The organism is Pluralibacter sp. (assembly GCF_019237635.1).
GTDB lineage: Bacteria > Pseudomonadota > Gammaproteobacteria > Enterobacterales > Enterobacteriaceae > Enterobacter_B.
Window position 1 is genome coordinate 1 of record NZ_JAFAGS010000038.1, and the last position, 13,085, is coordinate 13,085.

Sequence of the window (13,085 nt, forward strand, 5' to 3'; positions counted from 1 at the left end):
CGCATATGCAATCAGGCGGCACCCTCGAGCTTCATGCGCTCGCGCACCAACTGGGCGAGCGCGATGTTGTCGATTTTGCCGGAGCCGAGCAGCGGCGGCTTGTCGATGATGATCTCGGACGGCACCATGAGCTCGGAGGCGCCGTGCTGTTTGGCGAAGGCTGCGAACTGCGATCGCGTCGCGTCGGCTTGGCCGGTGACGAGCACCAGCCGCTCGCCCTTGCGCGGGTCGGGAACCGCGGCGCAGCCGGATTGCGCATCGGGCCAGAGGTCGGAGGCCAGCGCTTCGACGGCGGCAAGCGATACCATTTCGCCGGCGACCTTGGCGAAACGCTTCGCGCGTCCCTTGATGGTGATGAAGCCGTCGCCGTCGATCGACACCACGTCGCCGGTGTCGCGCCAGCCCTCGGGCGGGCGCTCGAGCACGCCGGGGTGCTCGACCCTGAGATAACCGAGCATCACGTTCGGGCCGCGCACGAACAAGCGGCCGCCGTCGGTCACGCCCGGCACCGGCTCGAGCCGCGCCTCCATGCCCGGCAGCAAGCGGCCGACGGTGCCGAATTTGTTGAACATCGGCGTGTTGAGCGCGAGCGCCGGCGCCGTCTCGGTCACGCCGTAGCCTTCCAGGATGCGCAGGCCGAACTTGTCCTGCCAGAGCTGTTTGGTGCTTTCCTGCAGCTTCTCCGCGCCCGCCACCACATAGCGCACCTTATAAAAATCGTAAGGGTTGGCGAAACGTGCGTAGTGACCGAGGAATGTCGATGTGCCGAACAGAACGGTACAGTTGCGGTCATACACCAACTCCGGCACGATGCGGTAATGCAGCGGGCTTGGGTAGAGGAACACCTCCGCGCCGGTCAAGATCGGCGTAAACAACCCGACGGTCAGACCAAACGAATGGAACAGCGGTAGCGCCGACATAAAGCGGTCGCGGGCGGTAAAGTCCGCAATGGTTTTGATCTGCTCAACGTTCGCCAGAATACTTTTATGGCTGTGCACCACGCCTTTTGGGTTGCCTTCAGAACCCGAGGTGAACAGCACCATCGCCGGGTCCTCCGGGCGCTGCGGCACCTGGGCTAAGCGCGGCATCAGCAGGCGGCTGAAAATCCATAGTTTGTCACGCCCCGTCACGTCGCCCTTCAGATCTTCAAGGAACACCCAACGCACCTGAGTGAGCTGCTCCAGCAGGTGCCAGAGCTTGCCCTTATCAAGGAAGGTCCGGGAGGTAAAAATGGTCTTCAACTGGGCGGCGGTAATCGCGCTGCTGAGCCCCTTCACGCCTGCGGTATAGTTCATCATTGCCGGAATACGCCCGCGGGCGATGGCACCGAAAATCACCGCAGCGCTGATCCCGGCATTGGGTAGCATCAGGCCGATTGTCTCCCCTCTGACGCTGTATTTTTCCAGAATACGCGCCACAAACAGCGTTTTGGTCAGCAGCTTATGGTAGCTGTCCGGCTGAAAATTGATGTCCTCCACGCACGGCTTTTTCGCGCCGAAGCGATACTGCGCCGCCAGCAGCGACTCGTAGAGCGTTTCGCGCGGGCGTACCGCCATACGCGCTTCCATCATTATCTGATGCAGCATTTCACCGGCGATTTTGCGGCGATCGCGGGCACGCGGCGCGTCCGGCATCGGAATCGACGTCGGCGGTAAAAGATGCAGCTGAATGCGCGGGAACAGGCGGCGCTTCACCAGCCCTGTCAGGCGGCTAAAGCAACTCAGCTCTGCGCCTTCAATGCGTAGCGGCACGATAGTCGCCTGGGACTTTGCCGCCACGAACGCCGCGCCGTCGTAGATTTTCATCAGCGATCCGGTCACGGAAATACGTCCCTCGGGGAAAATCACCACCGGACGCCCCTGCTCTATCAGTCGCACCAGATGTTTAATCGACATCGGCTTCGCGGGATCGAGCGGGACAAAATCAATCAGCGGCGCCAGCAGGCGCATAAACCATTTCTGGCTGATGGAAGTGTACACCGCAAACACCGGGCGTACGGGCAAAAACAACGCCACCAGGATGCCATCGATAAACGACACATGGTTCGGGGTAATCAGTACTTTTTGCTGCCAGAGCGCGTCCGTGTTTCCGGTTAACCGAATCCTGAACATCAACCTGAAAAGCCATCGAAAAAGCCCAAAAAGCATAACAACTCCATTTGCCAGAGAAGGATTTTTTGCAGGGTACACGAGAAGCTGGCGTAAAAGCAGTGCAGGAGCGGGATTTTGGGCAAAAAAAACCTGCGCATCTGCGCAGGTCGGTGTAAGAGAAGAAGTACGAAAACCGCACTTAAGAATCTCACCAATCAATACCTCTGGGACATCCAGAGTATCAATCTGGCTGATGACTCCTCCAGCAAACATTCGCAACAGCCCTTCGCAAAGTGTAACCAAAGGTTTGAATTCACAGTTTTCATTCTTAATTATGCTAACCGCCAGGTGTAACCATTACACCTGAGCCCAGCGCCTGCATCATAAATGTCGCGCAATCCTGGCCTTCACCTTGAATACCCCTGCGTTTTCCGTAACACTGTAGCGGTGTAAACGTTTTCCCTCTTAGAAGGCACGATATGGCGACAATAAAGGATGTAGCCCGGCTGGCAGGCGTTTCGGTCGCCACGGTCTCGCGCGTCATCAACGAATCCCCGAAAGCCAGTGAAGCCTCACGCCAGGCCGTTTCCAGCGCCATGGAAGCGCTAAACTACCACCCTAACGCCAACGCCCGCGCGCTGGCGCAGCAGTCGACGGACACCATTGGCCTCGTCGTCGGCGACGTGTCGGACCCCTTTTTCGGCGCGATGGTCAAAGCGGTTGAGCAGGTGTCTTACCATACCGGCAACTTTTTGCTGATCGGCAACGGCTACCATAATGAGAAGAAAGAACGGCAGGCGATTGAGCAACTGATCCGCCACCGCTGCGCGGCGCTTGTTGTGCACGCCAAAATGATCCCCGATGACGAGCTCGCCTCGCTGATGAAGCAGATCCCCGGTATGGTGCTGATCAACCGCATTCTGCCTGGCTATGAAAAGCGCTGCATCGCGCTGGACGATCGCTACGGCGCCTGGCTTGCGACACGCCACCTGATTCAGCAGGGCCACACCCGTATCGGCTACCTGTGCTCTAACCACGCGATTTCTGACGCCGAAGACCGCCTGCAGGGCTATTACGACGCACTCAAAGAGAGCGGATTGCCCTGCAATGAACGACGAGTGACTTTCGGCGAGCCGGATGAGAGCGGTGGCGAACAGGCCATGACAGAACTGCTCGGACGCGGCCGCCATTTTACCGCCGTCGCCTGCTATAACGACTCGATGGCTGCGGGTGCCATGGGCGTACTGAACGATAACGGTATTGACGTGCCGGGCGAGATCTCGTTGATTGGCTTCGATGACGTGCTGGTATCGCGCTACGTGCGGCCGCGCTTAACAACCGTGCGCTATCCGATTGTCACAATGGCGACGCAGGCGGCGGAGCTGGCGTTGGCGTTGGCGGATAAACGCCCGTTGCCGGACATTACCCATATTTTCAGCCCAACCCTGGTGCGCCGTCATTCCGTCAGCGCGCCGGTTGAAAATCAGAGCGCGTAACGATAGAGGTGAACGGTGGTGGCGGGAGACTCAATGCCATCACCGACGTACTGCCAGCCGAAACGTTCATAAAAATTGCGGCAGGCCGAGTAGAGGTGCAGATCCGTAAACCCCTTTTCCCGGGCGTAGCCTATCACATATTCCTGCAGCAGACCGGCCAGTCCCTGTCCCCTGGCCGCTTCATCCACATACAGCGCCGCCATCCACGGAAACAAATCCTGACGGCTTAGCAAATCACAGCGCCACAGGCCGACCGTAGCCAGCGGGGTATCCGCGTCGGTGAGTACAAAGGTCAGCGGCAGCGCGTCCGGCGTCTGGCTGTGTTCAACAATACTGGCGAAGAGCTCGCGCGGCTGCGCGACGCCGCCGAAAGCCTGCCATAGCCAGTCAGTCACCTGCCGGGCATGGTGCGGCACATCGTAAAGCGGCTGGATTTTCACATCTGTTTCTCCCGGGAACCCGGCTCTTCACAGGTCGCAAACGCGGCTGAAGAGCAATACCGCGTCATTGTATCAAAAAAGCGTGATCGCGATGGTTATTTGCGGCGTCCGCAGGCGATATACCCCAGAATGTCTGTGATAAAATGCGATTCATCACGTAGCACAGGAATACACAATGGCAACAATGCTGGATGTCTCATTACGCGCAGGCGTCTCCAAAGCGACCGTCTCCCGCGTACTGAACGGCACAGGTCAGGTGAAGGAGAGCACCCGACAGCTGGTATTCCAGGCAATGGAAGATCTGGGATATCGCCCTAACTTTCTGGCGCGCTCGCTGGCCAACCGGACCAGCAACAGCATTGGCCTGGTCGTCTCCACCTTTGACGGTTTTTACTTCGGTCGCCTGCTGCAGCAGGCCTCCCGCCAGACGGAAACCCACGGCAAACAGCTGATCGTCACCGACGGCCACGATACGCCGGAGCGTGAGGAGCAGGCGGTGCAAATGCTCGCCGACCGTCAGTGCGACGCCATTGTGCTGTACACCCGTTTTATGAGCGAAAAGGCCATTCTGAAGCTCATCGACACCATCGATATGCCGCTGATGGTCATTAACCGCGATGTCGTGCAGGCACGTGACCGCTGCGTCTTCTTCGAGCAGCAGGATGCGGCGTTCCAGGCCGTTGAGTACCTCATCGCCCAGGGGCATCGCGACATTGCCTGTATCACCGTGCCTATCCACACCCCTACCGGCAAAGCCCGTTTGCAGGGCTACCGCAACGCGCTGGAAAAACACGGCATCGGCTGGGATCCGTCAAAGGTAAAATACGGCGACGCCGGGATGACCCGCGGCTATGAACTGTGCCACCAGTTGCTGGAAGAGAAGGTACGCTTCAGCGCGCTGTTTGCCTGCAACGACGACATGGCGCTCGGCGCGTCAAAAGCGCTGCATCAGGCCGGGTTGCGTGTTCCGCAGGATATCTCGCTGTTCGGTTTTGACGATGCGCCCAGCGCCAAATGGCTGGAGCCCGGCCTGTCCACGGTCTATCTGCCCATCGACAACATGATTACCACCGCCATCGATCAAGCCATTAAGCTTGCGAACGGGGAGCCGATAGAAACCCTGCCGCCCTTCACCGGTACTCTGGTGCTGCGCGAATCGGTCACCACCGGCCCTTATTTTCAGAACATCTCCAGCGCCAGCAGTTCCTGAATCGTCTGACGACGGCGAATCAGTCGGGCGCTGCCGTTGTCATACAGCACTTCAGGCAGCAGCGGACGGCTGTTGTAGTTTGAGGACATCGACGCACCGTACGCACCGGTATCATGCAGCACCAGATAATCGCCTGGCGCGACCTGCGGCAGCGCGCGCGTCTCTACCTGTCCCCCCTCCTGCTGGGTAAACACGTCGCCGGATTCGCACAGCGGCCCGGCTACCACCGTCTCAATCAGCGGCGCATGGGCTAAGTCGCGGCCATCCGCCGCCAGCGCGGTGATATGGTGATAGCTGCCGTACATCGCCGGTCGCATCAGGTCGTTAAACCCGGCGTCAATCAGCACGAAATGGCGGCTGCCCATTTGCTTCACGCTACGCACCTGCGACACCAGTACGCCCGCTTCAGCCACCAGAAAACGGCCCGGCTCAATCTCCAGCTTCACCGGATGCCCCAGATGACGGGCAATCTGTTCGCGTGCCGCGTTCCACAGACCATAGTAATGATCGGTGTCGATCGCCTCTTCGCCCTCGCGATACGGAATCGACAAACCGCCACCAGCGGAGATCGCCTGCAGATCCTGGCCGAAGTCGATAACCTGGCGTACCATCGCCCCGCATACCTGCTCAAGGTGACTGTAGTCCACCCCGGAGCCGATGTGCATATGGATGCCGATAAGGCGCAGTCCATAGCGCTTAATGACCTCCAGCGCCGCCGGAAGGGCGCTGTACCAGATGCCATGCTTGCTGTTTTCACCGCCGGTATTGGTCTTCTGGCTATGACCATGGCCAAACCCCGGGTTCACCCGCAGCCAGACCGGGTGACCCGGCGATACGGCGCCAAGCTGGGCCAGCATATCGACAGAACCGGCGTTGACCGGAATGCGCAGTTCGCTCACCCGGGCGATAGTCGCCTCGTCAATCATGTCAGCGGTAAACACGATATCGTCGGGGTGAGTCTGAGGTGAGTACCCCGCCGCCAGCGCCCGCTCGATTTCCCCAAGCGAAACGGAATCGACTTTCACGCCCTGCTCGCGCATCAGCCGCAGAATATGAATGTTCGAACACGCCTTCTGCGCAAAACGCACCACGTCAAACTGGCCGAGCTGCGCTATCTGGCGGCGAATAATCTGCGCGTCATAGACCCAGACCGGGCAGCCGAATTCAGCAGGCAGGCGCAGCAGGTTCTCCGCAGTGAGGTCGGTATCCGTGTTGGTTAGGGGGCGTGGCATAGCATACTCCGGTGTTATCAGGTTTTTTCATCATTACGCCACAGCCGCAAGAGAATAAAAAATATCGTTTTATTGAGACTCTATGCAAAAATGATATGGAATACCGGAAAAAAGGAGCCGCCATGCCCGCCGTCAATCTGCGCCATATCGAAATCTTCCACGCGGTGATGACCACCGGCAACCTGACGGAGGCTGCACAGATGCTGCATACCTCGCAGCCGACGGTCAGCCGCGAGCTGGCGCGTTTTGAAAAAGTGCTGGGGTTGACGCTGTTTGAACGCAGCCGCGGGCGGCTGCATCCAACGGTCCAGGGGCTGCGCCTGTTTGAAGAGGTACAGCGTTCCTGGTACGGGCTGGATCGCATCGTCAGCGCCGCCGAAAGCCTGCGCGAATTCCGTCAGGGAGAACTGTCGGTCGTCTGTCTGCCGGTTTTTTCGCAATCCTTCCTTCCGGCGCTGCTACAGCCCTTTTTACAGCGCTATCCGGATGTCAGCCTGCAGATTGTGCCCCAGGAGTCCCCGCTGCTTGAGGAGTGGCTCTCCGCCCAGCGTCATGATTTAGGGATAACGGAGACCCTGCACACCCCGGCGGGTACCGAGCGCACGGCGCTACTGACGTTAAATGAGGTGTGCGTGCTGCCCGCTAACCACCCACTGGCAGGCAACGAGGTGCTGACGCCGGAGGATTTTCAGGGAGAGAATTACATCAGCCTGTCGCGCACCGACAGCTACCGTCAGTTGCTTGATAACCTGTTCAGCGAACGCCAGATAAAACGGCGGATGGTGGTGGAAACCCACAGCGCCGCCTCCATTTGCGCAATGGTGCGCGCTGGTGTGGGGATTTCGGTCGTCAACCCGCTGACGGCGCTGGACTATATCGACAGCGGCATTGCGGTGCGCCGTTTTAGCGTGGACGTTCCCTTTACCGTCAGTCTGGTGCGCCCGTTGCACCGCCCCGGCTCGGCGCTGGTAGACGCCTTTGTCGCGCATTTACAGTCGAGCCTGGACCGCCTCGTCACGCCGCTGGATGCGGTGCTTAACGCCGTCAGGAAAGCATAAACGCCACCGCGTCGCTGGCGTGCAGCGCCGCGGTGTCGAATACCGGCACAGGGCAATACTGCGCGGGCACCAGCAGGCCGATTTCGGTACAGCCGAAGATCACCCCTTGCGCTCCCTGCGCCGCCAACCGGTCAATCACCTGCAGGTATTCGCTTCTGGAGGCTTCGCTGAATTGCCCCTGACACAGCTCGTCAAAGATAATCTGGTTGATTTTCGCGCGATCGTCGGCGTCAGGAATCAGGGTGGTTAGCGAAAACTGCTGTTCAAGGCGCCCGCGATAGAAATCCTGCTCCATCGTGTAGCGGGTCCCCAGCAGCGCCACCTTGCGCATCCCCTGTTTTGCTATGGCGCGCCCGGTGGCATCGGCGATATGCAAAAACGGCACCCGGCAGCGGGATTCAATCTGTTGCGCCACCTTGTGCATGGTGTTGGTACACAGCACAATCCCCTCGGCGCCGATACGTTCAAGCCCGGCGGCGGCATCGGCCAGTATCTGCCCGGCTTTTTCCCACTCCCCGGCGGACTGGCAGGCTTCTATCTCATGGAAATCGACGCTGTGCAGCAGCAGCGGCGCGGAATGCAGCCCGCCCAGGCGCTGCCTGACGCCTTCGTTAATCAGCCGATAATAGGGAATGGTCGATTCCCAACTCATGCCGCCTAATAACCCGATAGTTTTCATGCCCGCTCCTCTGCCGTGATGGTCTCTGACAGTGAAACAGAGTTACGACAAACTTTCCACTTTGCCGCCAATAAGCAAAACCCCCGCCGACAGGCAGGGGTTTGTCTTTGACGACGGAGCGAATTAGCGCGCCAGCCAGCCGCCATCCACAGCAATGGTGTAGCCATTGATGTAATCGGAAGCGCTGGACGCAAGGAACACCACCGGCCCCATCAGGTCGCTCGGCAGGCCCCAACGCCCGGCCGGGATACGGTCGAGGATTTCCGCGCTACGCTGCTCGTCGGAGCGCAGTTGCTGAGTATTGTTGGTCGCCATGTAGCCCGGTGCGATGGCGTTCACGTTGATATTGTGCTTCGCCCATTCGTTTGCCAGCAGACGAGTAACGCCCATTACGCCGCTCTTGGAAGCGGTGTAAGACGGTACGCGGATCCCGCCCTGGAAGGAGAGCATTGATGCGATGTTGATAATTTTGCCGCCGCTGCCCTGCTGAATGAAATGCTTCGCCACTGCCTGAGACATAAAGAACACGCTCTTGATGTTCAGGTTCATGACGTCGTCCCAGTCTTTTTCGCTGAACTCAATAGCGTCCTGACGACGAATCAGACCGGCGTTGTTGATCAGAATATCAATGTGGCCGAACTCTGCCACCGCGCGGTCGAGCAGCGCCGGGATCCCGTCAATCTGACGCAAATCAGCGGTCAGGCTCAGAAAACGACGTCCCAGGGCGGTAACGCGTTCGATAGTTTCCACCGGCTCAACGATGTTGATGCCGACGATATCGCAGCCCGCTTGCGCCAGGCCTAACGCCATTCCCTGTCCCAGACCGGTGTCGCAGCCAGTGACAACGGCAACTTTGCCAGCCAGAGAGAATGTATCAAGAATCATAATTGTTCCTTACTCTTTCGAGCCTGTCCTCGACAGGCGTAGTGATAGTGGGTTACCGGCAATTAGCGCAGATCGCGCACCGCAACATGGTCCATATCATCAAAGACCTGGTTCTCACCAACCATGCCCCAGATAAAGGTGTAGGCGCGTGTGCCGACACCGGAGTGAATCGACCAGCTCGGAGAGATAACCGCCTGTTCGTTATGCATGACGATATGACGCGTTTCCTGAGGCTGTCCCATCATGTGGAACACACAGGCGTCGTCATCCATATTGAAATAGAAATAGACCTCCATGCGGCGCTCATGGGTATGGCACGGCATGGTGTTCCACAGGTTGCCAGGCGCCAGCTCAGTCAGCCCCATGCTCAGTTGGCAGGTTTCCAGCACGTCGGGGACAAAATACTTGTTGATGGTGCGGCGGTTGCTGGTGAGGTTGTCGCCAAGCGTCACCGGCGCGACGTCAGCAGGCGTCACTTTTTTCGTCGGGTACGCGGTATGCGCTGGGGCGCAGTTGTAGTAGAACTTCGCTGGCTTCGCGCTATCAAGGCTGGCGAAGACCACCTCTTTGGCGCCCTTCCCTACGTACAGCGCATCGCGGTGACCTATTTCAAAACACAGCCCATCCACGGTGATGGTGCCGGGTCCGCCGATATTGATAACGCCCAGCTCGCGACGCTCCAGGAAATAGCTAACGCCCAGCTGTTTACCGACTTCACTGCCCACCGACACTGTGCGCTGAACCGGCATAATGCCGCCAACGATAATGCGATCGATGTGGCTGTACACCATGGTGTACTCATCGGCGGTAAATACCTGTTCAACTAAAAATTCACTACGCAGCCCCTGGGTATCCAGGGTTTTGGCATGCGCGCTGTGGATACTTTGTCTGACGTCCACGATAGCCTCCGGGAATGTAGTCTTCGGGTGTTCAAAATGCTGTTTCGTTTTCTGATGGAACCATCTTATCCCTCTGCGATTGGCTTTTCAATTATAAATAAAACGATGTTTCAATTTTTATGTTTATAAATAGCAAAAATGCCATGCCGATCACGAACATCAGCATTAAAATGAGATTTTGAATTATAAATAAATAATAAAAACATAAAGTTGAGATAACTTTAAAAAATAGCATGCAAAGAGAAAAAAGCGGCAGGAAAACGAAGAGGAGCAGATGTCGGCGGACATGCGGGAAGGTCATTGAGGGGAGTTTAGCGAAATGCGCCAGCCATCACATGAAGTGAAAAGGCGTTTTGATACGGTGATCACTGTTTCTGTAACTGGCCTTGCCCTTCGCCAGAAGGGCTTTTTTTTCAACGTTATTCGCGTTCCACGGCCAGCGCCACGCCCTGGCCGCCACCGATGCACAGCGTCGCCAGCCCCTTGCGAGCATCGCGCTTCATCATCTCATGCACCAGCGAAACCAGAATGCGGCAGCCGGAGGCGCCAATGGGGTGTCCGAGCGCGATGGCGCCGCCATTCACATTTACCCGCCGCTCATCCCATTCCAGCACTTTGCCGACGGAGATAGCCTGCGCGGCGAAAGCCTCGTTGGCTTCGATCAGGTCCACCTCATCGAGGCGCCAACCCACCCGCTCCAGACAGCGGCGGGTCGCATAGACTGGCGCAATGCCCATCAGCGCCGGATCGACGCCTACGCTGGCAAAAGCACGAATGCGCGCGAGGACAGGTAAATTCAGCTCGAGCGCTTTTGATTCGCTCATCATCATCACCGCCGCCGCGCCGTCATTAATGGAGGAGGCGTTGCCCGCCGTCACGGAACCGGCGTGTTCGAACGCGGGCGACAGGCTCGCCAGCCCTTCCGCGCTGGCATCGGTACGCGGCTGCTCGTCGGTATCGACAATCTGGGTGACGCCGTTTTTTTGCACGTTGACGACCGGGACGATTTCCTCGCGAAAACGCCCGGAGTCAATCGCTCTGCGCGCTTTTTGCTGCGAGCTGAGCGCCCAGGCGTCCTGACGCTCGCGGCTGATGCCGTACTCCCGGGCCAGGTTTTCCGCGGTAACGCCCATATGATAATCGTTGAAGGCATCCCATAACCCGTCATGGACGAGGCTATCAATCAGCTGACTGTTGCCAAGACGCGCCCCGGTGCGGCTGTCGGTCAGCACATGCGGCGCGCGGCTCATGTTCTCCTGACCGCCCGCGATAACCACATCCGCTTCGCCGCACTGGATGGCCTGCGTCGCCAGATGCAGCGCCTTCAGGCCCGAGCCGCAGACGTCGTTGATGGTAATGGCCGACACGGTGTTGGGTAAACCGCCTTTGATGGCCGACTGGCGGGCCGGGTTTTGCCCGGCCCCTGCCGTTAACACCTGGCCGAGGATCACTTCATCTACGCTGTGGGGATCAATACCGCTTCGCTCTACCAGCGCTCGTACGACCACACAGCCCAATTCTACGGCCGTAAAGCCGGACAATGCGCCCTGGAAGCAACCGATGGGGGTGCGAACCGCACCTACGATAACGACGTCTTTCATCTCGACCTCAGCGTAAATAAACACCGCTATAGTAGCGGCATTGTTATCAATAATTATCGCAATTGTTTAAAAAAGTGAGAGTTATCACAAAGCCCGTTCACCGTTTGCACGACCTCGCGATTCCCGTCAATGGCCGGGAATGCAAACCGATCCCCCGAACCACCGCAAAATATGGTAAATTCGCCCTCTTTTTTGGGTTCCATGGTGTAAAAAATTAAGTAATGTCGAAAATATGGTCAAAAGACGACACTCTCTGGAGTTTCGCCTTATATGGTACTGCGGTAGGGGCTGGCACCCTGTTCCTGCCGATTCAGTTAGGCTCCGCCGGAGCGATGGTGCTCATCATTACCGCGCTGGTCGCGTGGCCGCTCACCTACTGGCCGCACCGGGCGTTGTGCCAGTTTATCCTGTCGTCGAACACCCCGGCAGGGGTTGGTATCACCGGCGCGGTCACTCACTACTACGGCAAAAAAATCGGCAGCCTGATTACCGCGCTCTATTTCATTGCCTTCTTCGTCGTGGTGCTTATCTACGCCGTCGCCATCACCAATTCGCTGACGGAACAACTGGCAAAACAGATGACAGTGACGACGGGCATCAGAATGCTGGTCAGTCTCGCGGTGGTACTGGTGCTCAACCTTATCTTTTTGATGGGGCGCCACGTGACGCTGAAGGTCATGGGCTTTCTGGTGTTCCCGCTGATCGCTTACTTTCTGTTTTTATCGCTGTATCTGACGGGCAGCTGGCAGCCTTCACTGTTTTCCGGCGAGCAGTTAAACGTCACGCCGCATACGCTGCACCAGGTCTGGCTCTCTATCCCTGTGATGGTTTTCGCTTTTAGCCATACGCCGATTATCTCCACGTTCGCCATCGATCGGCGGGAGAAATTTGGCGATCGGGCCATGGATAAATGCAAAAAAATTATGCGGGTAGCCTATCTCATCATCTGTCTGAGCGTGCTGTTCTTCGTATTCAGTTGCCTGCTGGCGATCCCGGAAAGCTATATCACCTCAGCGAAAGAGGAAGGCGTCACCATTCTTTCCGCCCTCGCGATGATGCCCGCCGCACCGCAGTGGCTGGCGGTTTCAGGAATTATCGTGGCGATTATCGCGATGTCGAAATCGTTTCTCGGCACCTATTTCGGCGTGATTGAAGGTGCCAGCGAAATGGTCAAAGCCGGGCTACACCTGGTGGGCGTTCATAAGAGCCGCGCGTTTAACCGGGCAATGTCAATATTGCTGGTTTCGGTGGTGACCTTCGCCGTCTGCTGTATTAACCCGAACGCTATCTCGATGATTTACGCCATCAGCGGGCCGCTTATCGCCATGATCCTGTTTATCATGCCGACCCTGTCCACCTACCTGATCCCGGCGCTGAAACCGCACCGCTCCATCGGCAGCCTGATTACACTTATCGTCGGCCTGCTGTGCGTGTCGGTCATGTTCTTCGGTTGACCCCTTTGTGCGGCAGGTTCTCTGCCGCACATTCCGCTAAC

General features: G+C 57.9%; 11 protein-coding genes. 4 read left to right on the plus strand and 7 right to left on the minus strand.

What is annotated here, in order from left to right; translation table 11 throughout:
• Positions 1 to 11: 11 nt before the first annotated feature.
• Complete coding sequence (aas, locus tag JO226_RS04480) at positions 12 to 2,147, minus strand: bifunctional acyl-ACP--phospholipid O-acyltransferase/long-chain-fatty-acid--ACP ligase (protein WP_293493856.1); 2,136 nt, start codon at positions 2,145 to 2,147, stop codon at positions 12 to 14.
• A gap of 422 nt (positions 2,148 to 2,569) precedes the next feature.
• Here aas and galR point away from each other — a divergent pair, with 422 nt between their 5' ends.
• A complete protein-coding gene (galR, locus tag JO226_RS04485; protein ID WP_293493859.1) occupies positions 2,570 to 3,586 on the plus strand; it encodes an HTH-type transcriptional regulator GalR in 1,017 nt (338 codons plus the stop codon).
• Here the strand turns inward: galR and JO226_RS04490 are convergent.
• Entirely contained in the window at positions 3,574 to 4,026 is a 453-nt protein-coding gene (locus JO226_RS04490) for a GNAT family N-acetyltransferase (protein WP_293493862.1), read from the minus strand. The genes galR and JO226_RS04490 overlap by 13 nt on opposite strands.
• A 175-nt stretch (positions 4,027 to 4,201) precedes the next feature.
• Between JO226_RS04490 and JO226_RS04495 the strand changes: the two genes are divergently transcribed.
• The gene (locus JO226_RS04495) at positions 4,202 to 5,236 is read left to right on the plus strand and encodes a LacI family DNA-binding transcriptional regulator (RefSeq protein ID WP_293493865.1); all 1,035 of its coding nucleotides are present in this window, start codon (positions 4,202 to 4,204) and stop codon (positions 5,234 to 5,236) included.
• On the opposite strand, the gene lysA is transcribed toward JO226_RS04495, so the two are convergent.
• Entirely contained in the window at positions 5,206 to 6,468 is a 1,263-nt protein-coding gene (gene lysA, locus JO226_RS04500; protein ID WP_293493868.1) for a diaminopimelate decarboxylase, read from the minus strand. The genes JO226_RS04495 and lysA overlap by 31 nt on opposite strands.
• Before the next feature lie 122 nt (positions 6,469 to 6,590).
• Between lysA and JO226_RS04505 the strand changes: the two genes are divergently transcribed.
• Positions 6,591 to 7,526: a LysR family transcriptional regulator gene (locus JO226_RS04505; RefSeq protein WP_293493870.1), complete on the plus strand. Its 936-nt coding sequence runs from the start codon at positions 6,591 to 6,593 to the stop codon at positions 7,524 to 7,526.
• Here the strand turns inward: JO226_RS04505 and JO226_RS04510 are convergent.
• The 4 genes from JO226_RS04510 to JO226_RS04525 all read right to left on the minus strand — a co-directional run bounded on the left by JO226_RS04510 (position 7,513) and on the right by JO226_RS04525 (position 11,590).
• On the minus strand, positions 7,513 to 8,205 hold the full coding sequence (locus JO226_RS04510; RefSeq protein WP_293493872.1) for an aspartate/glutamate racemase: 693 nt from the start codon (positions 8,203 to 8,205) through the stop codon (positions 7,513 to 7,515). The two genes, JO226_RS04505 and JO226_RS04510, sit on opposite strands and share 14 nt — an antisense overlap.
• Positions 8,206 to 8,328: 123 nt before the next feature.
• The gene (kduD, locus tag JO226_RS04515; protein ID WP_293493875.1) at positions 8,329 to 9,090 is read right to left on the minus strand and encodes a 2-dehydro-3-deoxy-D-gluconate 5-dehydrogenase KduD; all 762 of its coding nucleotides are present in this window, start codon (positions 9,088 to 9,090) and stop codon (positions 8,329 to 8,331) included.
• Between the two features lie 62 nt (positions 9,091 to 9,152).
• Positions 9,153 to 9,989 carry a 5-dehydro-4-deoxy-D-glucuronate isomerase gene (gene kduI, locus JO226_RS04520; protein WP_293493878.1) on the minus strand — a complete coding sequence of 279 codons (837 nt, stop codon included), beginning with the start codon at positions 9,987 to 9,989 and terminating at the stop codon, positions 9,153 to 9,155.
• A 419-nt stretch (positions 9,990 to 10,408) separates the two neighbouring features.
• Positions 10,409 to 11,590 (minus strand): acetyl-CoA C-acetyltransferase, encoded by a 1,182-nt coding sequence (locus JO226_RS04525; RefSeq protein WP_293493881.1) that lies wholly within the window; start codon positions 11,588 to 11,590, stop codon positions 10,409 to 10,411.
• A gap of 221 nt (positions 11,591 to 11,811) precedes the next feature.
• Here JO226_RS04525 and JO226_RS04530 point away from each other — a divergent pair, with 221 nt between their 5' ends.
• Positions 11,812 to 13,044, plus strand: coding sequence for an amino acid permease (locus JO226_RS04530; RefSeq protein ID WP_293493884.1), 1,233 nt, complete (start codon positions 11,812 to 11,814; stop codon positions 13,042 to 13,044).
• Positions 13,045 to 13,085: the final 41 nt, after the last annotated feature.